The sequence below is a fragment of the Rhizobacter sp. P3_C12 genome (assembly GCF_056402735.1).
This window is the reverse complement of sequence record NZ_JBFUGW010000117.1, coordinates 1-19,532: the sequence shown is the minus strand read 5'-3', so window position 1 is coordinate 19,532 and position 19,532 is coordinate 1. Positions and strand designations below refer to the sequence as shown.

18 protein-coding genes, 1 tRNA gene and 1 pseudogene are annotated in these 19,532 nt (G+C 68.9%); 19 read left to right on the top strand and 1 reads right to left on the bottom strand.

Translation table 11 applies throughout. The features are described from left to right. The 18 genes from AC1DXV_RS18540 to AC1DXV_RS18455 form a co-directional block, all read left to right on the top strand. Nucleotides 1–1,870: pseudouridine synthase (locus AC1DXV_RS18540; RefSeq protein WP_477934891.1), on the top strand; the 1,870-nt coding region annotated here is incomplete at its 5' end. Between the two features lie 60 nt (nucleotides 1,871–1,930). Beyond that, nucleotides 1,931–2,356, top strand: coding sequence for a nucleoside-diphosphate kinase (ndk, locus tag AC1DXV_RS18535; RefSeq protein WP_477934889.1), 426 nt, complete (start codon nucleotides 1,931–1,933; stop codon nucleotides 2,354–2,356). A gap of 32 nt (nucleotides 2,357–2,388) precedes the next feature. Beyond that, nucleotides 2,389–3,546: a dual-specificity RNA methyltransferase RlmN gene (rlmN, locus tag AC1DXV_RS18530; protein ID WP_477934887.1), complete on the top strand. Its 1,158-nt coding sequence runs from the start codon at nucleotides 2,389–2,391 to the stop codon at nucleotides 3,544–3,546. After that, nucleotides 3,543–4,358, top strand: a complete 816-nt coding sequence (gene pilW / locus AC1DXV_RS18525; protein ID WP_477873617.1) for a type IV pilus biogenesis/stability protein PilW — start codon at nucleotides 3,543–3,545, stop codon at nucleotides 4,356–4,358. Before rlmN ends, pilW begins: the two co-directional genes overlap by 4 nt. Then, complete coding sequence (locus tag AC1DXV_RS18520) at nucleotides 4,351–5,322, top strand: helix-turn-helix domain-containing protein (RefSeq protein WP_477934885.1); 972 nt, start codon at nucleotides 4,351–4,353, stop codon at nucleotides 5,320–5,322. Before pilW ends, AC1DXV_RS18520 begins: the two co-directional genes overlap by 8 nt. Nucleotides 5,323–5,325: 3 nt before the next feature. After that, nucleotides 5,326–6,651, top strand: a complete 1,326-nt coding sequence (gene ispG, locus AC1DXV_RS18515; RefSeq protein ID WP_477869870.1) for a flavodoxin-dependent (E)-4-hydroxy-3-methylbut-2-enyl-diphosphate synthase — start codon at nucleotides 5,326–5,328, stop codon at nucleotides 6,649–6,651. A 121-nt stretch (nucleotides 6,652–6,772) separates the two neighbouring features. Next, complete coding sequence (gene hisS / locus AC1DXV_RS18510; RefSeq protein WP_477934883.1) at nucleotides 6,773–8,095, top strand: histidine--tRNA ligase; 1,323 nt, start codon at nucleotides 6,773–6,775, stop codon at nucleotides 8,093–8,095. Between the two features lie 33 nt (nucleotides 8,096–8,128). Further along, complete coding sequence (locus AC1DXV_RS18505) at nucleotides 8,129–8,809, top strand: YfgM family protein (protein ID WP_477934881.1); 681 nt, start codon at nucleotides 8,129–8,131, stop codon at nucleotides 8,807–8,809. Continuing rightward, complete coding sequence (bamB, locus tag AC1DXV_RS18500) at nucleotides 8,806–9,924, top strand: outer membrane protein assembly factor BamB (RefSeq protein WP_477934879.1); 1,119 nt, start codon at nucleotides 8,806–8,808, stop codon at nucleotides 9,922–9,924. Before AC1DXV_RS18505 ends, bamB begins: the two co-directional genes overlap by 4 nt. 16 nt (nucleotides 9,925–9,940) lie before the next feature. Then, entirely contained in the window at nucleotides 9,941–11,272 is a 1,332-nt protein-coding gene (der, locus tag AC1DXV_RS18495) for a ribosome biogenesis GTPase Der (RefSeq protein ID WP_477934877.1), read from the top strand. Between the two features lie 97 nt (nucleotides 11,273–11,369). Beyond that, nucleotides 11,370–11,612, top strand: a complete 243-nt coding sequence (gene hfq / locus AC1DXV_RS18490; RefSeq protein ID WP_047502530.1) for an RNA chaperone Hfq — start codon at nucleotides 11,370–11,372, stop codon at nucleotides 11,610–11,612. A 55-nt stretch (nucleotides 11,613–11,667) separates the two neighbouring features. Then, nucleotides 11,668–12,897 (top strand): GTPase HflX, encoded by a 1,230-nt coding sequence (hflX, locus tag AC1DXV_RS18485; RefSeq protein ID WP_477869172.1) that lies wholly within the window; start codon nucleotides 11,668–11,670, stop codon nucleotides 12,895–12,897. 23 nt (nucleotides 12,898–12,920) lie between these two features. Further along, complete coding sequence (hflK, locus tag AC1DXV_RS18480; protein WP_477934875.1) at nucleotides 12,921–14,270, top strand: FtsH protease activity modulator HflK; 1,350 nt, start codon at nucleotides 12,921–12,923, stop codon at nucleotides 14,268–14,270. A 33-nt stretch (nucleotides 14,271–14,303) separates the two neighbouring features. Beyond that, the gene (gene hflC / locus AC1DXV_RS18475; RefSeq protein WP_477934873.1) at nucleotides 14,304–15,230 is read left to right on the top strand and encodes a protease modulator HflC; all 927 of its coding nucleotides are present in this window, start codon (nucleotides 14,304–14,306) and stop codon (nucleotides 15,228–15,230) included. Between the two features lie 12 nt (nucleotides 15,231–15,242). Further along, the gene (locus AC1DXV_RS18470; protein ID WP_477934871.1) at nucleotides 15,243–15,431 is read left to right on the top strand and encodes a DUF2065 domain-containing protein; all 189 of its coding nucleotides are present in this window, start codon (nucleotides 15,243–15,245) and stop codon (nucleotides 15,429–15,431) included. 77 nt (nucleotides 15,432–15,508) lie between these two features. Continuing rightward, nucleotides 15,509–16,675, top strand: a complete 1,167-nt coding sequence (locus AC1DXV_RS18465) for an ATP phosphoribosyltransferase regulatory subunit (RefSeq protein ID WP_477934869.1) — start codon at nucleotides 15,509–15,511, stop codon at nucleotides 16,673–16,675. 45 nt (nucleotides 16,676–16,720) lie between these two features. Continuing rightward, nucleotides 16,721–18,052, top strand: a complete 1,332-nt coding sequence (locus tag AC1DXV_RS18460) for an adenylosuccinate synthase (RefSeq protein ID WP_047502541.1) — start codon at nucleotides 16,721–16,723, stop codon at nucleotides 18,050–18,052. Nucleotides 18,053–18,070: 18 nt separating this feature from the next. Next, entirely contained in the window at nucleotides 18,071–18,592 is a 522-nt protein-coding gene (locus tag AC1DXV_RS18455) for a phosphoribosyltransferase (RefSeq protein ID WP_047502856.1), read from the top strand. Between the two features lie 168 nt (nucleotides 18,593–18,760). On the opposite strand, the gene AC1DXV_RS18450 is transcribed toward AC1DXV_RS18455, so the two are convergent. Further along, nucleotides 18,761–18,845 (bottom strand) — tRNA-Leu (locus AC1DXV_RS18450). A gap of 73 nt (nucleotides 18,846–18,918) precedes the next feature. Between AC1DXV_RS18450 and AC1DXV_RS18445 the strand changes: the two are divergent. After that, nucleotides 18,919–19,532, top strand: a pseudogene (locus tag AC1DXV_RS18445) (ribonuclease R); the annotation flags it as partial.

Sequence of the window (19,532 nt, the reverse complement as noted above, 5' to 3'; positions counted from 1 at the left end):
GATCTTCACCGTGGTCAAGGAGCCCGGCGCCGAGCTGCCGCCGGACTGGGATCCGCCCGGCCTCGAGCGCGAGGTCGACGAGAACGGCCAGCCGACCCGGGCGTCGCGCAATCGCCGCCGCGGCGGGCGCAAGGACCGCCGCCGCGACGAGGTCGTGCTCGGCGCGGCCGAAGCGCACCTGTCGACGCCGGTGATGCCCGATGCGAGCGACCTGTTCGCGACGGTGGTGTCCGGTGATTTCGACGTCGAGGCGCCGCAGCCCGAGGGCGCGCCGTCCACCGAGCCGGCGGAATCGCTGTCTGCCGACGAGGCCGGGGCCGAGGGTGAAGAGGACGACCTGGACGCCGAGGATGAAGCCGCCGGCGATGCCGAGGCCGAATCCGGCGTCGAGATCACCCCCGAGGAAGCCGCCGAACGCAAGCGCGTGCTGCAGGCCGACCCGGACGCCCCGAAGCTGCACAAGGTGCTGGCCCAGGCCGGCGTCGGCTCGCGCCGCGACATGGAGGACATGATCGCCGACGGCCGCGTCACGGTGAACGACCAGCCTGCCCACACCGGCCAGCGCATCTCGTTCGGCGACCGCATCAAGGTCGACGGCAAGCCGGTGCGCGTGCGCATCGTGCCGCCGGCGCCGCGCATCATCGCGTACCACAAGCCGGCCGGCGAGGTCGTCACGCACGACGATCCGCAGCACCGCCCCACCGTGTTCCGCCGCCTGCCGCGCCTGCAGCAGGGCAAGTGGCAGTCGGTCGGCCGCCTCGACCTGAACACCGAAGGCCTGCTGCTGTTCACGAACTCCGGCGAGCTGGCCAACCAGCTGATGCATCCGCGCTTCGGCGTCGAGCGCGAGTACGCGGTGCGCGTGCTCGGCACGCTGGACGAGGGCAACAAGGCCAAGCTGCTGGCCGGCGTGATGGTCGAGGGCCAGATCGCGGGCTTCAAGTCGATCGTCGACGGCGGCGGCGAGGGCGCGAACCACTGGTACCGCGTCGTCATCACCGAAGGCCGCAACCGCGAGGTGCGCAAGCTGTTCGACACGGTCGGCCTCACGGTCAGCCGCCTGATCCGCATCCGCTACGGCACCGTGGTGCTGCCGCGCGGGCTGAAGCGCGGCGTCTGGGTCGACCTCGAGGAAGGCGACGTGCGCACGATCCGCCGGCTGGCCGGCGGTGGCGACGGGCAGCGGCGCGATGGCAATCCGCAGCAGCCGCGCCAGGAAGGCCGCGGCGAGAACCGTGGCAACGAAAATCGCGGCAACGAGAACCGTGGCAACGACAGCCGCGGCGGCAATGACCGCGGCCGCGGCAACAACAACAACGGCCAGAACAAGCCGCGCAACGAGCGCGACGCCCAGCGCCCGAACGACCGCCAGGACCGGGGGCCACGCGGCAACCGGGGCGGCCAGAACCAGCCGCAACATCAGCCGCAAAACCAGCAGCAGGTGCCGGCCCAGGCGCGCGAGCGCCAGCCGGATGACTTCGACCGCGACGACGACGGCCTGGACTTCGATCCGTCCAAGATCCCGAATCCGCTGGAGCAGACCTTCGACAAGCGCTTCGTGCAGAAGCCGCGCACGCCTGCGGGCGGTGCCGGGTTCGGCCGCGGCGGCGGCGGCTTCGGCCCGGGCGGCAGTGCGCCGCCGCGGCCGAACCAGCCGAAGAAGGGCGGCGGGCCGCGCGAGCCGGATCCGCTGCAGACCTCGATGGGCTACCTCGGCGCCGATGCCTTCCACCGCCGTGGCGGCAAGGGCGGTGGCGGCCGGGGCGGCAACCGCGGCGGTGGCGGCGGTGGCTTCGGCGGGGGTGGCGGCGGCGGAGGGGGTGGATATGGCGGTGGCGGTGGCGGCGGTGGTCGCCGCGGCGGCCGTTGAGCCCCCTTCAAGCGATACAATCCGAAGCTTTGCCAAGTGCTTGATTCAGGAGAAAAAATCATGGCGATCGAACGTACTCTTTCCATCATCAAACCCGACGCCGTCGCGAAGAATGTGATCGGCCAGATCTACGCCCGCTTCGAAGGCGCAGGCCTGAAGGTCGTGGCCGCGCGGATGGCCCACCTGTCGCGCGGTGAAGCCGAAGCGTTCTACGCGGTGCACAAGGCACGCCCGTTCTTCAAGGACCTGGTCGATTTCATGATCTCCGGCCCGGTGATGATCCAGGCGCTGGAAGGTGAAGGCGCCATCGCGAAGAATCGCGATCTGATGGGCGCCACCGATCCGAAGAAGGCCGAGAAGGGCACGATCCGCGCCGACTTCGCCGACAGCATCGACGCCAATGCGGTGCACGGCTCCGACGCCCCGGAAACGGCGGCCGTCGAGATCTCGTTCTTCTTCCCTGGCATGAACGTCTACTCGCGCTGAGCGGGCAGCGTTCCCTCTCGATGGAGGCTGGCATGAGTCTCACCAACCTCCTCGAGTTCGACCTCGACGGGCTCGCTGCCTACTGCGAGCGGCTCGGCGAGAAGCGCTTTCGCGCGACCCAGCTGTTCCGCTGGATCCACCAGAAGGGCGCGTCGGATTTCAACGCGATGTCCGACCTCGCCAAGTCGCTGCGCGACAAGCTGGCGGGCGTCGCCTGCGTCACGCCGCTCGCCGTCGTCAGCGAGCAGGCCTCGACCGACGGCACCATCAAGTGGCTGTTCGACGTCGGCGGCGGCAATGCCGTCGAGACGGTGTTCATCCCCGAAGACGACCGCGGCACGCTGTGCGTGTCGTCGCAGGCCGGCTGCGCGGTCGGCTGCCGCTTCTGCTCGACCGGCCACCAGGGCTTCAGCCGCAACCTCACCACCGGCGAGATCGTCGCCCAGCTGTGGTTCGCCGAGCACCACCTGCGCCGCCGCCTGCACCTGGCCGCCGGCGAGCGCGCCATCACCAATGTGGTGATGATGGGCATGGGCGAGCCGCTGCAGAACTATTCGGCGCTGGTGCCGGCGTTGCGCGTGATGCTCGACGACCACGGCTACGGCCTGTCGCGCCGCCGCGTCACGGTGTCGACCTCGGGCGTCGTGCCGATGATCGACCGCCTGCGCGACGACTGCCCGGTTGCGCTGGCCGTCTCGCTGCACGCACCGGACGACGCGCTGCGCGACGACCTCGTGCCGCTGAACCGCAAGTACCCGATCGCCGAGCTGCTCGAGGCCTGCAACCGCTACCTCGACAAGGCGCCGCGCGACTTCATCACCTTCGAGTACTGCATGCTCGACGGGGTGAACGACACGCCGGAGCACGCCCGTGCGCTGGTGCGCATCAGCCAGGCGGTGTCGTGCAAGTTCAACCTGATCCCGTTCAACCCGTTCCCGCAGTCCGGCCTGAAGCGTTCGCCGCGCGAGCGCGTGAGCGCCTTTGCGCAGGTGCTGCAGGAGGCCGGCGTCGTGACGACCGTGCGCAAGACGCGCGGTGACGACATCGACGCCGCCTGCGGCCAGCTCGCCGGCGAGGTGCAGGACCGCACCCAGGCCCACAAGCGCATGACGCGTGCACCGATCCGCGTGCACCGCCCTGTCACCGAATCTGCAGACATCACATCACGCTCGAAGGAGGGCCGTTCATGACCTGGGGACGTCGTTGCTTGTCGATCACGCTGGCCGTTGCGGCCCTCTCTGCGTTGCTCGGAGGCTGTACCACCACGACCACCGTGAACGGAGTCGAGCAGGCGCCCAACCGGACCAACTCGCCCGATGACTCCGAGGCCGGCAAGCGGGCGCGGGTGCGCATGGAGCTCGCGAGCGCGTATTTCGCGCGTGGCCAGCTGACCACGGCGCTCGACGAGGTGAAGCTGGCGCTGCAGGCGCAGCCCAGCATGACCGAGGCCTACAACCTGCGCGGCCTGATCTACGCCGGACTGAGCGACGACGTGCTGGCGCAGGAGAGCTTCCGCCGCGCGCTCGAGCTGAGCCCGCGCGACGGCGACACGCTGCACAACTACGGTTGGTACCTGTGCCAGCAGAAGCGCTTCGACGAGGCCTTCCCGCTGTTCGAGCAGGCGATGACGGCACCGCAGTACACCGGCAACGTCCGTTCGATGCTGGCCAAGGGCGTGTGCCAGGCGCGCGCCGGCCAGTGGCCGGAGGCCGAGGCGACGCTGCTGCGTGCCTACGAGCTCGATGCGGCCAACCCCGCGACCGGCGTCAACCTGGCCGAAGTGCTGCTGCGCCGCGGCGACTTCGAGCGCGCACGTTTCTACATCCGCCGCGTCAACGCGGTGGCCGATCAATCGAGCGCACAGACGCTGTGGCTGGCGGCGCGCGTCGAGAACAAGCTCGGCAACCGGCAGGGCGTGGTCGACCTCGGCCGCCAGTTGCGCGACCGCTTCCCGCAATCGCGCGAATCGTCGGCGTTCGAACGGGGGCAGTTCGATGAGTGATCCGGTGCCGGCCGACCCCGAGGGTGGTGCGTCCGCTGGCGAGACGCCAGTGCAGCAGGCGCAGCCCGTGGCGCCGCCGCCTGCCGATCCGGTGACGGCAGGCATGCTGCTGCGCCAGGCCCGCCAGGCGCGCGGCCTGCACATCGCCGCGCTCGCGACCTCGATCAAGGTCGCGCCGCGCAAGCTCGAGCTGCTCGAAGCCGATCGCTTMGACGAACTGCCCGATGCCACGTTCACGCGCGCACTGGCGCAGACCATCTGCCRCACGCTGAAGATCGATGCCGCACCGGTGCTGGCCCTGCTGCCGCAGCCGCAGGCGCACCGCCTCGACCACCTGAGCCAGGGCCTGAACGCGCCGTTCCGTGACAAGCCGTTGGGCGGCGTGCCGACCGACCTGAGCTTCCTGAAGAACCCCGGCGTCATCGGCGCGGTGCTGCTGGCCCTGGCTGCCGCGGCGATCTACCTGCTGCCCAGCGGCTGGATCGCGTCGAACCTGCCGCGCGTCTCCGAAGCCACGTCGGCACCGGCGCCGGCTGCAGCCGATGCCGGCGCGTCGGAGCCGTCGGCCCTGATGCCGCCGGTGCTGCCGCCGAACACGGTCGTCGAGACCGTCACCTTGCCGGCGGCTTCCGCACCGGCCGTCGTGCCGGCCGTGCCGCCGGCCGTACCTTCCGCGACACCGGCCCCAGCCCCGGCCTCGGCCCCGCCGGTCGCGGCGCCGCGAGCCACCTCCGGCGCGCTGCTGCTGAAGGCCACCGCCGAATCCTGGATCGAGGTGATCGACGGCCGCGGCACCGTGCTGGTGTCGCGTTCGCTGCAGCCCGGGGAATCCTTGGGCCTGGACGGGGCTTCTCCGCTTCACGTCAGAATCGGGAACGTTTCGGCCACCACGGTTACTTACCGGGGCCGCGCGGTGACCATGTCGCCCACGCGCGACAACATCGCCAAGTTCGACCTCGAGTAAGCCATGACCTCCATCTCCTCCCCCTCGCAGATTCCTTCGGCCTTGCTGCTGGACGACGAGTTCATCGAACCGGCCCGGCCGGTGCAGCGCACGACGGTGCAGGCACAGGTGCGCTGGGGCGCACGTAACGTGACGATCGGCGGGGGCGCACCGGTGCGCGTGCAGTCGATGACCAACACCGACACGGTGCAGGTGATCGAGACGGCGATCCAGGTGAAGGAGCTGGCGGTGGCCGGCTCCGAGATGGTGCGTATCACGGTCAACACGCCCGAGGCGGCCGCGGCGGTGCCGCACATCCGCGACCAGCTCGACCGCATGGGCGTCGACGTGCCGCTGATCGGCGATTTCCACTACAACGGCCACAAGCTGCTCACCGAGCACCCGGCCTGCGCCGAGGCGCTGTCGAAGTACCGCATCAACCCCGGCAACGTCGGCAAGGGCGACAAGCGCGACAAGCAGTTCGCCCAGATGATCGAAGCCGCCGCGCGCCACGACAAGGTGGTGCGCATCGGCGTCAACTGGGGCAGCCTCGACCAGGAACTGCTCGCGCAGATGATGGACGAGAACGGCCGCCGCGCCGTGCCGTTCGAGCCGCAGCAGATCATGTACCGCGCGATCATCACGTCGGCGATCGAGTCGGCGAAGCGCGCCGAAGAGATCGGCCTGCGGCGCGAGCAGATCGTGCTGTCGTGCAAGATGTCCGGCGTGCAGGATCTCGTCAGCGTCTACCAGGCGCTCGCGAAGCGCTGCGACTACCCGCTGCACCTGGGGCTCACCGAAGCCGGCATGGGCACCAAGGGCACGGTGGCGTCGTCCACCGCGCTCGCGCTGCTGCTGCAGCAGGGCATCGGCGACACGATCCGCGTCTCGCTGACGCCGCAGCCCGGCGAGGCCCGCACGCAAGAGGTCGTGGTGGCGCTGGAGGTCCTGCAGTCGCTCGGCCTGCGCGCGTTCAACCCGAGCGTCACCGCCTGCCCCGGCTGTGGCCGCACGACCAGCACCACCTTCCAGGAGCTGGCCAAGCAGATCGACGATTACCTGCGCGAGCAGATGCCGGTGTGGCGCGCCCGCTATCCGGGTGTCGAGTCGATGAAGGTCGCGGTGATGGGCTGCATCGTCAACGGCCCGGGCGAGAGCAAGCATGCCGACATCGGCATCAGCCTGCCCGGCAACGGCGAGGCGCCGGCCGCGCCGGTCTTCATCGACGGCGAGAAGGCGCTGACGCTGCGCGGCGAACGCATCGCGCAGGAGTTCCAGACGCTGGTCGAGGACTACATCGAGAAGCGCTTCGGCTCGGCCACCGCCCAGCATTCGACCGTGGCGGCCTGACGCCTTCGTCAGCGCCGTTGCACCTGCCCGCATCGAGCGGGCCTTCGATACCTCAGGCTGACCGGGGTTTCTTCGCACTGCCGGGTCTTTCGGGACCCGATCTGCTTTCAAGTTGATTCCTATGGCTGACACCAAGCAAGCCGCCCTCCAGGCCGTGAAGGGCATGAACGACATCCTGCCGGCCAGCGTGCCGCGCACCGAGAAACTGCCCGACGCCGGGCTGTGGCTGTGGTTCGAGACGACGGTGCGTTCGGTGCTCGCGCGCTACGGCTACCAGTACCTGCTGACGCCGATCGTCGAGCCGACCGCGCTGTTCGYGCGCGGCCTGGGCGAGGTCACCGACATCGTCGAGAAGGAGATGTACTCCTTCACCGACGCGATGAACGGCGACCGCCTGACGCTGCGCCCGGAGGCCACCGCCGGCATCGTGCGCGCGATGGTCGAGCACAACGCGCTGTACAACGGCCCGCTGCGCATCTGGACGATGGGCCCGATGTTCCGCCACGAGAAGCCGCAGAAGGGCCGCTACCGCCAGTTCCACCAGCTGGACGTCGAGGCGCTCGGTTTCGCGGGCCCCGACGTCGATGCCGAGCTGATCCTGATGACCCGCCTGCTGTGGCGCGAACTCGGCCTGGTCGAGGGCGAGCACGTGCGGCTCGAGCTGAACAGCCTCGGCCAGCCCGACGAGCGGCGCGCGCACCGCGAGGCGCTGGTCGCGTACTTCGAGCAGCATGCCGCCGCGCTCGACGAAGACTCGAAGCGCCGCCTGCACAGCAACCCCCTGCGCATCCTCGACAGCAAGAACCCGGCACTGCAATCGCTGATCGAGGCGGCGCCGAAGCTGATGGACTTCCTCGGCGAGGCCTCGCTCGCGCACTTCGGCACCGTGCGCGCGATCCTCGACGCCGCGGGGCTGCCGTACCGCGTCAACCCGCGCCTGGTGCGCGGCATGGACTACTACAACCTCACCGTCTTCGAGTGGGTCACCGACCAGCTCGGCTCGCAAGGCACGGTGTGCGGCGGCGGCCGCTACGACGGCCTGATCGAGCAGCTGGGCGGCAAGCCGGCGCCGGCGGTGGGCTTCGGCCTGGGCATCGAGCGGCTGCTGCTGCTGATCCAGGAGCTGAAGCTGCCGGTGCCGAGTGCGGCGCCGCGCGCCTACGCGGTGCTGATGTCGCCGGCGGTGCTGCCGCAGGCCCTGGTGACGCTGCAGGCGCTGCGCGCGGCCGGCGTGTCGGTGCAGATGCATGCCGGTGGCGGCAACATGAAGGCGCAGTTCAAGAAGGCCGATGCCAGCGGCGCCGCCTGGGCGCTGATCTTCGGCGAATCGGAGCTGGCGGCCGGCGAGGTGGCGCTGAAATCATTGCGTGACCCGGCTGTCACACAACGCAACTTGTCGCTCTCGGGCGTATCCGAGTGGGCGGCTGAACTGCGCAACGCATAATCCCGGCTTCGTCCGAAATTTCCAACGATCCCCATGGCCACCCACCTCGACCTCGAAGAACAAGAACAGATCGACCAGCTGAAGGCGTTCTGGAACCAGTACGGCAACCTGATCACCTGGGTGCTGATCCTGGCGCTGGGCGGCTTCGCGGCCTGGAACGGCTGGACGTACTACCAACGCGAGCAGTCGGCCAAGGCCGGCATGCTGTTCGACGAACTCGGCAAGGCCGTGACCGCCGGCAACGCCGACCAGGCCGGCCGCATCTTCGGCGAGATGAAGGAGCGCTTCCCGCGCACCGCCTTCGCGCAGCAGGCCGCGCTGCTCGCTGCCAAGCTGCAGTTCGAGAAGGGCCAGGCCGACGCCGCCCGCGCGAGCCTGACCTGGGCCAGCGAGAACGCGACCGAAGCCGAGTACCAGACGATCGCGCGCTTGCGCCTGGCCGGCCTGCTGCTCGACCAGAAGAAGTACGACGAGGCGCTGAAGGCGCTCGACGCCGCCACCTCGGCCGGTTTCGAAGGCCTGGTGGCCGACCGCCGCGGCGACGTGCTGCTGGCGCAGGGCAAGGCCGACGAGGCGAAGACCGCCTACAACCAGGCCTGGAAGAGCTTCGACAGCACGGTCGAGTACCGCCAGCTGGTCGAGGCCAAGCTGACGGCGCTCGGCGCCGCACCGGCGGCCAGCGCTGCCGCCTCTGCCGTGGTGGGCACCCCATGAAGGGACTGACGCGTCTCGCGTTGGCGCTGATGGTCGCGGCGCTGGCCGCCTGCGCGAGCAAATCCACCCGGCCCGGCCCGACGGTGCTCGAGGAGCTGACGCCGTCGATCGCCGGTCGCCAGGTCTGGACGCAATCGATCGGCACGCTGAAATTCCCGCTGGCCATCGTGGCGGCCGGCGGCAACTTCATCGCCGCCAGCGATGACGGCACCATCCAGGCCTGGCGTGCCGACACCGGCCAGGAAGTCTGGCGCGGCCAGGCCGATGGCCGGCTCAGCGCCGGCGTCGGCAGCGACGGCCGCTTCGTGAGCGTCGTGACCCGCGACAACCAGCTCGTGACGCTGGATGCCGGCAAGGAGATCTGGCGCAAGCAGCTGCCGGCACGCGTCAGCAGCGCGCCGCTGGTGGCCGGCGAACGCGTCTTCGTGATGAGCGTCGACCGCGTGGTGCAGGCCTTCGATGCGCTCGACGGCCGCAAGCTGTGGAGCTTCCAGCGCCCGGGCGATGCGCTGACGCTGTCGCAGCCGGGTGTCGTGATGGCGTTCAAGGACACGCTGCTGGTCGGGCAGGGGGCCAAGCTCACCGGGCTCGACCCGCTGCGCGGCACCGTGCGCTGGGAGGTGTCGCTCGCCTCGCCGCGCGGCACCAACGAGATCGAGCGCCTGGCCGACCTGGTCGCGCCGGCCGCACGCGTCGGCGACAGCGTCTGCGCGCGCGCCTTCCAGGCGGCCGTCGCCTGCGTCAATGCCGAGCGCGGCAGCCTCGCGTGGACGCGCAACGTCGGCGGCCTGCAGGGTGTCGCGGCCGACGCGGACGTGACCGTCGCGGCCGATGCCAGCGACCGCATCACCGCATGGCGCACCGCCAGCGGCGAGGTGGCGTGGAGCGTCGAGAAACTGCTGTACCGCAACCTGTCGTCGCCGCTGATCGTCAACAAGATGGCCGTGTTCGGCGACGTCGAGGGCTATGTGCACTGGCTGTCGACGGCCGACGGCAGCTTCAAGCTGCGCCTGCCGACCGATGGCAGCCCCGTGGTCGGCACGCCGGTGCTGAGCGGCACCACGCTGCTGGTGACCACACGCAACGGCGGGCTGTTCGCCTTCCGCCCCGAGTGAGACTGAGAACCTTCCCATGAAACCTGTGATCGCGGTCGTCGGCCGCCCCAACGTGGGCAAGTCGACCCTGTTCAACAGGATGACCAAGAGCCGCGACGCGATCGTCGCGGACTTCGCCGGCCTCACGCGCGACCGCCACTACGGCGACGGCCGCCTGGGCGACCGCGAGTTCATCGTCGTCGACACCGGCGGCTTCGAGCCCGACAGCACCACAGGCATCGTCAAGGAGATGGCCAAGCAGACGCGCCAGGCCGTCGCCGAGGCCGATGCGGTGATCTTCGTCGTCGACGTGCGCGCCGGCGTGTCGGCGCACGACCACGACATCGCCCGCTACCTGCGCTCGGTCAACAAGAAGGTGCTGCTGGCCGTCAACAAGGCCGAGGGCATGGTCGACTCGCCGCTGCTGGGCGAGTTCTACGAGCTCGGCATGGGCGAGCCGCACCCGATCTCGTCGGCGCACGGCCAGGGCATCCGCAGCCTGACCGAGGCTGCACTCGAAGACTTCCCGTTCGACGAAGAACCCGAGGAGCCGGAAGAGGGCGCGCCGATCCGCCTGGCCGTCGCCGGCCGGCCGAACGTCGGCAAGTCGACGCTGATCAACACCTGGCTCGGCGAGGAGCGCCTGGTGGCGTTCGACCAGCCGGGCACGACGCGCGACGCGATCACCGTGCCGTTCGAGCGCCATGGGCAGAAGTTCGAGCTGATCGACACCGCCGGGCTGCGCCGCAAGGGCAAGGTGTTCGAGGCGATCGAGAAGTTCTCGGTCGTCAAGACGCTGCAGGCCATCGCCGATGCGAACGTCGTGCTGCTGCTGCTCGACGCGACCCAGGGCGTGACCGACCAGGACGCGCACATCGCCGGCTACATCCTCGAGAGCGGCCGTGCGGTGGTGCTGGCCGTCAACAAGTGGGATGCCATCGACGACTACCAGAAGCAGACGCTCGAGCGCTCGATCGAGCAGCGTCTCGCCTTCCTGAAGTTCGCGCCGGTGCTGCGCATCTCGGCCATCAAGCGGCAGGGGCTCGGGCCGGTGTGGCAGGGCATCGCCGAYGCGCATGCGTCGGCCACCYGCAAGATGMCSACGCCGGTGCTGACGCGGCTGCTGCACGAGGCGGTGGAGTTCCAGACGCCCAAGCGCGCCGGTGCCTTCCGCCCGAAGCTGCGCTACGCCCACCAGGGCGGCATGAACCCGCCGGTGATCGTGATCCACGGCAACTCGCTCGAGCACGTGACCGACGTGTACAAGCGCTTCCTCGAAGGGCGCTTCCGGTCGCACTTCAAGCTGGTCGGCACCCCGCTGCGCATCGAGATGCGCTCGTCGAGCAACCCGTTTGCGGACAAAGAGTGACCGACAAAGATTGCTTCATTTGGCCCGCCATGCTGCGATGCAGCGCGGCGCTGTGTTAACGTGACGACCTCCATCACTTTCCATCACGGAGCATATCGTGAGCAATAAAGGGCAGCTTCTACAAGACCCGTTTCTGAACCTGCTTCGCAAAGAGCATGTTCCGGTGTCGATCTACCTCGTGAACGGCATCAAACTGCAGGGCCACATCGAATCCTTCGATCAGTACGTCGTCCTGCTGCGCAACACCGTGACGCAAATGGTCTACAAGCACGCGATCTCGACCGTCGTGCCCGGCCGCGCGGTGAATTTCCACGCCGCCGAGGCGCCGGAGCAGACCTGAGACCGCTGAGGCCGCTCGGGTGGGTGCGCCACCAACTTCCGAGGTGGCGTCCCGCATGACCGCTGCTGCTTCCAACGCCGCGGCGCAAGCCGCGTTGCCGCGCGCCATCCTGGTGGGTGTCGATTTCGGCGGTGGCTCCCATTTCGATGCGAGCCTCGACGAACTCGCGCTGCTGGCGGAATCGGCCGGCGACCTGCCGGTCGCACGCGTCACGGCGCGGCGCAAGTCGCCCGACCCGGCGCTGTTCGTCGGTTCCGGCAAGGCCGACGAGATCAAGGCCCTGGTGCTCGGCCACCAGGCCGAGGCAGTGCTGTTCGACCAGGCCTTGTCGCCGGCGCAGCAGCGCAACCTCGAACGCCACCTGGGCGTGGCCGTCGCCGACCGCACGATGCTGATCCTCGAGATCTTCGCCGCCCGGGCGCAGAGCCACGAGGGCAAGCTGCAGGTCGAACTCGCGCGGCTGCAGTACCTGTCGACACGCCTGGTGCGCCGCTGGAGTCACCTGGAGCGCCAGCGCGGCGGCATCGGCAACCGCGGCGGCCCCGGCGAGGCGCAGATCGAACTCGACCGCCGCATGATCGGCGAGCGCATCAAGTCCGTGAAGGAGCGGCTGGTGCGCGTGAAGAAGCAGCGCAACACGCAACGCCGCTCACGCGAGCGCAGCGGCACCTTCCGCATCTCGCTGGTGGGCTACACGAACGCCGGCAAGTCGACGCTCTTCAATGCGCTCGTGAAGGCGAAGAGCTATTCCGCCGACCAGCTGTTCGCGACGCTCGACACCACCACGCGCCAGCTCTACCTCGAAGACATCAGCCGCTCGGCCGCGCTCTCGGACACCGTCGGTTTCATCCGCGACCTGCCGCACAAGCTGGTCGAGGCCTTCGAGGCGACGCTGCAGGAGGCAGCCGACGCCGACCTGCTGCTGCACGTGGTCGATGCCGCGAGCCCGGTGCTGGCCGAGCAGATGGCCGAGGTGCAACGCGTGCTGGGCGACATCGGCGCGGCCGAGATCCAGCAGGTGCTGGTCTACAACAAGCTCGACAAGCTCGAATTCGCGCAGCATCCGCGCCATCATGCCGATGTGCTGGAACTTGAGGGCGGCGTGCGGGTCCCACGCGTCTTCGTCAGCGCGCTCGACGGCCGCGGCCTGCCGGAACTGCGCCGCATCCTGTCGGCCGCGGTGGCCGGCACGCTGCAGGACGACTTGAACGCCATGCATTCATCCTCAACTCCGCCATTGGCGTTCCCCTCGGGTCCGTCCGAGCTGCCCGACGCCGCAGCGTGAGCCCGAATCCTCTGCACACCCACATGACCATGAGCTCCAACCCAGTTCTGCCTGCCGCCGGCCCCGCCTCGCAGGTTCGTGACGTGGCCCATGCAGCCAAGGCCTTGCTGTCCGGTCTGGGCGGCGCCGCCTTCGCCAGCCTGCGGGGGGCGCGCTCCGGCGTCCAGGCCCCGGTGCTGAACAGCGGCGGTGGCCGTGGCGACGGCCCGCCCGATCTCGACGAACTGTGGCGCGATTTCAACCGCAAGCTGAGCGGCCTGTTCGGCGGCAAGGGCTCGCGCTCGAACGGCTCAGGCGGTGGCAGTGGCGGCAACGGCGGCAGTGGCGGCCCCGACATGCGCAGCGCCGGCATCGGCATCGGCCTGATCGCCGGCGTCGTCGTGCTGATCTGGGCCTTCAGCGGCTTCTTCATCGTGCAGGAAGGCCAGCAGGCGGTCATCACCTCGTTCGGCAAGTACAGCCACACCGTCGACGCCGGCTTCACCTGGCGCTTCCCGTACCCGTTCCAGGCGCACGAGACGGTGCCGGTCACGCAGCTGCGCACCAAGGAGATCGGCCGCAGCAACGTGGTGCAGGCCACCGGGCTGCGTGATTCGTCGATGCTGACGCAGGACGAGAACATCATCGACATCCGCTTCAGCGTGCAATACCGGCTGAAGGATGCGCGCTCCTACCTGTACGAGAACCGCAACCCCGATGACATCGTCGTCGAGCAGGCGGCCGAATCGGCGGTGCGCGAGATCGTCGGCAAGGCGAACATGGACTCGGTGCTGTACGAGCAACGCGATGCGATCGCGATCGACCTCGTCAAGTCGATCCAGACCCAGCTCGACCGGTTGCGCACCGGCATCCTGATCGTCAACGTCAACGTGCAGAGCGTGCAGGCGCCCGAGCAGGTGCAGACCGCGTTCGACGACGCGTTCCGCGCCGGTGCCGACCGCGAGCGCGCGAAGAACGAGGCGCAGGCCTATGCGAACGACGTGATCCCGAAGGCGCAAGGCACGGCTGCGCGGCTGCGCGAGGAGTCCGAGGCCTACAAGGCCCGCGTCGTCGCGACGGCCGAGGGTGATGCGCAGCGCTTCAACCAGGTGTTCACCGAGTACCAGAAGGCGCCCGGCGTCACGCGCGACCGCATGTACATCGACACGATGCGGCAGGTCTATTCGAGCGTCAGCAAGGTGATGGTCGACACCCGCGAGAACTCCAACCTGCTGTACCTGCCGCTCGACAAGCTGATGCAGCAGGTCGGCAGTGCCGTGCCCGCCACGGCAGCGCCGGCGACCACGCCCACCGAGGCCCCCGCCAGCACCACGGGCAGCGTCGACATCCGCTCGCGCGAAGGCCAGCGCAGCCGCGACCGCGACGGCCGCTGATCCCACGGCGAAGAGAACCGCAGAAAGCTCACCATGAATCGACTCGCCATGCTCGTCGCCGGTGCCCTGGTGGCACTGATGCTGCTGTCCTCCGTCCTGTTCATCGTCGACCAGCGCCAGTTCGCGGTCATCTATGCGCTGGGCGAGATCAAGGAAGTCATCTCCGAACCGGGCCTGAAGGCCAAGCTGCCGCCGCCGCTGCAGAACGTCGTCTTCCTAGACCGCCGCGTGCAGACGCTCGACAGCCCCGAGACGCGCCCGATCTTCACCGCCGAGAAGAAGRGCCTGGTCATCGACTGGCTGGTCAAGTGGCGCGTGATCGATCCGAAGCAGTTCATCCGCAACAACGGCACCGACATGCGCAATGTCGAGAACCGCCTGAGCCCGATCGTGCAGGCCGCCTTCAACGAAGAGGTGACCAAGCGCACGGTGCAGGCGATGCTCGCGACCGACCGTGACCGCGTGATGCAGGGCGTGCGGGTGCGCCTGACCGACGAGGCGAAGGCCTTCGGCATCGAGATCATCGACGTGCGGATCAAGCGCGTCGACTTCTCGGCCAACGTGACCAGCTCGGTCTACAGCCGCATGGAATCCGAGCGCAAGCGCGTGGCCAACGAGCTGCGTTCGACGGGTGCGGCCGAAGGCGAGAAGATCCGCGCCGATGCCGACCGCCAGCGCGAGGTGATCGTCGCCGAGGCCTACCGCGATGCACAGAAGGTGCAGGGCGATGGCGATGCGAAGGCGTCGGCGATCTATGCCGAGTCGTTCGGCCGCGATCCGCAGTTCGCCCAGTTCTACCGCAGCCTCGAGGCCTACCGCGCGACCTTCCGCAGCAAGTCCGACGTGATGGTGATCGACCCGTCGGGCGAGTTCTTCAAGGCGATGCGCGGCCCCGGCCGCGAGTCGGGCGCGGCACCGGCCCGGCCGAAGAAGCACGCGGCCTCTGCCGCTGCCGAGTGATCTCCGAGCTTCATGTGGGACACCCTGCTGGCCGCGCTGGCGTTGATCCTGGTGCTGGAGGGCGTGCTGCCCTTCCTCAGCCCGGGTGCGTGGCGGCGGGTGTTCGAGCGAGCGACCCGGCTGTCTGACGGCCAGATCCGGTTCATCGGCCTGAGCAGCATGCTCGCCGGCCTGATCGCCCTCTACTTCTGTCTGGGCTGACGGGGGAGGCACGCCAGTGCCTCGGGGCTGGGTCATCCACGCCGGTACAATCTCGTTTTTAATACCCGGTGATTCACATGTCGTCTGCTTGGCTCCTGCCCGAGCACATTGCCGACGTCCTGCCYGCGCAGGCACGGCGCATCGAGGATCTGCGTCGAGACCTGCTCGACGGGGCTCGCAGCTACGGCTTCGAACTGGTGATGCCGCCGCTGCTGGAGCACATCGAATCGCTGCTGTCGGGCACCGGCCGCGAACTCGACCTGAAGACCTTCAAGCTGATCGACCAGCTCAGCGGCCGCACGATCGGCGTGCGGGCCGACACCACGCCACAGGTCGCGCGCATCGATGCGCATCTGCTGAACCGCCAGGGCGTGGCCCGGCTGTGCTACTGCGGACCCGTCCTGCACACCCGCCCGTCCGGTGTGAACGTGACGCGCGAGCCGTTGCAGTTCGGTGCCGAGATCTACGGGCACCGCGGCCTCGAGGCCGACCTCGAGATCCAGGAGCTCGCGCTCGACCTGCTGCAGCGCGCCGGTGCGAACCAGCTGACGCTCGACATGGGCGACGCACGCATCGTGCGGGCCCTGCTGGCCGGCAGCGGTCTGCCCGCGCCGGCGGTGGCCGCGCTCTATGCCGCGCTCGCCGCGAAGGACCAACCCACCGTGGCCGAGCTCACGGCGTCGCTGCCCGAGCCGTCGCGCAGCGGCTTGCTGGCGCTGCTGCGGCTGTACGGCGGCGAAGAGGTGCTGGCGGCCGCCCGCACGCAATTGCCCGCGCTGCCGCTGATCACCGCGGCGCTCGACGACCTGCAGTGGCTCACGCAGCACCTGAAACAGGCGCACTCCGGGGTGCGCATCGGCTTCGACCTGGCCGATCTCGGCGGCTACGACTACTACAGCGGCGCGCGCTTCGCGGTGTATGCCGCCGGCTCCAGCGACGCGGTGGCGCGTGGCGGGCGCTACGACGAGGTCGGCGCGGTGTTCGGCCGCACCCGGCCGGCGGTCGGCTTCAGCCTGATCGACCTGAAGGAGCTGGTGCTGATCGCGCCGCCGCGGGCGATGCGGGCGGCGATCCGCGCGCCCTGGGGCGAGGATGCAGCGCTGCGCGCCGCGATCCGGCAACTGAGGGAGCAGGGCGAGTCGGTCGTCTGCATCCTGCCGGGGCATGAACACGAGGGCCAGGAATTCGACTGCGACCGCGAGCTGGTCGCGCAGGCCGGCCAGTGGCAGGTGCGAGCGCTCTGACGCCGCCTGCCGATCCACCCATTCGAGACATTGGACAGGACAGACATGGAACAGACACGCGGCGGCCACAACGTGGTCGTGGTCGGCACCCAGTGGGGCGACGAAGGCAAGGGCAAGGTGGTGGACTGGCTGACCGACCACGCGCAGGCGGTGGTGCGCTTCCAGGGCGGCCACAACGCCGGCCACACGCTGGTGATCAAGGGCGTCAAGACGGCGCTGCAGCTGATCCCGTCGGGCATCATGCGCGAGGGCGTGGCCTGCTACATCGGCAATGGCGTGGTCGTCGATCCGGTGCACCTGCTCGGCGAGATCGAGCGCCTGGAAGCCATCGGGCTCGAGGTGCGTTCGCGCCTGTTCATCAGCGAATCCTGCCCGCTGATCCTGCCGTTCCACGTCGAGGTCGACAAGGCGCGCGAGGCGCTGCGCGAGACCAGCGGCGCCGGCAAGATCGGCACCACCGGCAAGGGGATCGGCCCGGCCTATGAAGACAAGGTCGCGCGCCGCGCGCTGCGCGTGCAGGACCTGAAGCACCCCGAGCGCTTCGCGAAGAAGCTGCGCGAGCTGCTGGAGCTGCACAACTTCGCGCTGGGCGGCTACCTGAAGTCGAAGCCGCTGGAGTTCCAGCCGATCTACGACCTGGCGATGAAGGTCGCCGAGCAGCTCAAGCCGATGCTGGCCGACGTGGGCTACACGCTGTTCATGAAGCACCGCGAGGGCGCCAACATCCTGTTCGAGGGCGCGCAGGGCACGCTGCTCGACATCGACCACGGCACCTACCCGTACGTGACCTCCAGCAACTGCGTCGCCGGCAACGCGGCGGCGGGCGCAGGCGTCGGGCCGGACCTGCTGCACTACATCCTCGGCATCACGAAGGCGTACACCACGCGCGTGGGCAGCGGCCCGTTCCCGACCGAGCTCGACATGAACGAGCCCGGCACGGTCGGCCATCACCTGTCGACCGTCGGCCAGGAGCGCGGCACCGTCACCGGCCGCCCGCGCCGCTGCGGCTGGCTCGATGCCGCGCTGCTGAAGCGCTCGATGATCATCAACGGCATCTCGGGCCTGTGCATCACCAAGCTCGATGTACTGGACGGCCTGCCGGAGATCAAGGTCTGCGTCGGCTACGAACTGAACGGCAAGCGCATCGACATCCTGCCGCTGGATGCCGACGACATCGTGGCCTGCAAGCCGATCTACGACACCTTCCCGGGCTGGACCGAGCGCACCGCCGGCATCACGCAATGGGATGCGCTGCCGCTGAACGCGCGGCGCTACCTCGAACGCGTGCAGGAGTTCATCGGGCGGCCGATCGACATGGTGTCGACCGGTCCCGACCGCGAGCACACCATCCTGCTGCGCCACCCCTATCAAGCCTGACGCCTGGAGCCTTTGAACATGCTGACCGACGACGGCAAACACCTCTACGTGTCCTGGGACGAGTACCACATGCTGATCGAGCGCCTGGCGCTCAAGGTGCATGCCTCGGGCTGGGAGTTCGACCAGATCCTGTGCCTGGCGCGCGGCGGAATGCGACCRGGCGACGTGCTGTCGCGCGTGTTCGACAAGCCGCTGGGCATCATGTCGACGAGCTCGTACCGCGCCGAGGCCGGCACCATCCAGGGCCGGCTCGACATGGCGAAGTACATCACCCTGCCGAAGGGCGAGCTCGCCGGGCGCGTGCTGCTGGTCGACGACCTGGCGGATTCGGGCGTCACGCTGCGTGCGGTGGTCGACCGGCTGCGCGGCATGCCGGCGATCGCCGAACTGCGCTCGGCGGTGATCTGGACCAAGGGCGTGTCGAGCTACACGCCGGACTACTACGTCGAACTGCTGCCGACGAGCCCGTGGATCCACCAGCCGTTCGAGGAGTACGACGAACTCCGCCCGGACGGCTTGGCCAAGAAATTCGCCATTTGATGACCCACCCCCGAGGCGCTTCGCGCCTCCCCCTCGAGGGGGCACCGCCAGCGGCCCGGCAAAGCCGGTTCCGCGGCGGTCGCTTGATCAATGCGCGCGGTGCGGGCGCCAGAAAAGCAAAAAGCCAGCAGTTCATGCTGGCTTCGCTTGTATCTCTTGTTCCGTTGATGGTGCCCAGGAGAGGACTCGAACCTCCACGGAGTTACCCGCTAGTACCTGAAACTAGTGCGTCTACCAATTCCGCCACCTGGGCATYTCAGGAAGTCTTGGACTATATCATCAAAAACAACAACTTCTCCAATGCAACGCAAGTCGGCAACGAACTGATGAGCGAAGTCGAGGGCACGGTGCAAGGGCACCGCGACGGTCACGGATTCCTGGTCCGCGACGACCGGCAGGCCGATCTCTATCTGTCTCCGCAGGAAATGCGCGCGGTGCTGCACCGTGACCGCGTGAAGGCGCGCGTGATCCGCTACGACCGCAAGGGCCGGCCCGAAGGCCGCGTGCTCGAGATCATCGAGCGCAAGAAGGCGCCGATCATCGGCCGCCTGCTGCACGAGAGCGGCATCTGGCTGGTCGCCCCCGAAGACAAGCGCTACGGCCAGGACATCATGGTCCCGAAGAACGCGATCGCCAACGCGACCGCGGGGCAGGTGGTCGCGATCGAGCTGACCGAGCCGCCGTCGCTGTACTCGCAGCCGATGGGCCGCGTTTCCGAGGTGCTCGGCGAGATCGACGACCCCGGCATGGAGATCGAGATCGCGGTGCGCAAGTACGAGGTGCCGCACCGCTTCTCGCCCGAGACGCAGGCGCAGGCCGCGGGCCTGCCCGACAAGATCCGCGCGGTCGACCGCAAGGACCGCATCGATCTCACCGACGTCGCGCTCGTGACGATCGACGGCGAGGACGCGCGCGACTTCGACGATGCGGTGTACTGCGA

Bases quoted from the DNA above. Each gene is read 5' to 3' on its own strand.
- ndk (WP_477934889.1), top strand. From the start codon at position 1,931: ATGGCGATCGAACGTACTCTTTCCATCATCAAACCCGACGCCGTCGCG.
- rlmN (WP_477934887.1), top strand. From the start codon at position 2,389: ATGAGTCTCACCAACCTCCTCGAGTTCGACCTCGACGGGCTCGCTGCC.
- pilW (WP_477873617.1), top strand. From the start codon at position 3,543: ATGACCTGGGGACGTCGTTGCTTGTCGATCACGCTGGCCGTTGCGGCC.
- ispG (WP_477869870.1), top strand. From the start codon at position 5,326: ATGACCTCCATCTCCTCCCCCTCGCAGATTCCTTCGGCCTTGCTGCTG.
- AC1DXV_RS18505 (WP_477934881.1), top strand. From the start codon at position 8,129: ATGGCCACCCACCTCGACCTCGAAGAACAAGAACAGATCGACCAGCTG.
- bamB (WP_477934879.1), top strand. From the start codon at position 8,806: ATGAAGGGACTGACGCGTCTCGCGTTGGCGCTGATGGTCGCGGCGCTG.
- hflX (WP_477869172.1), top strand. From the start codon at position 11,668: ATGACCGCTGCTGCTTCCAACGCCGCGGCGCAAGCCGCGTTGCCGCGC.
- hflK (WP_477934875.1), top strand. From the start codon at position 12,921: ATGACCATGAGCTCCAACCCAGTTCTGCCTGCCGCCGGCCCCGCCTCG.
- AC1DXV_RS18470 (WP_477934871.1), top strand. From the start codon at position 15,243: ATGTGGGACACCCTGCTGGCCGCGCTGGCGTTGATCCTGGTGCTGGAG.
- AC1DXV_RS18460 (WP_047502541.1), top strand. From the start codon at position 16,721: ATGGAACAGACACGCGGCGGCCACAACGTGGTCGTGGTCGGCACCCAG.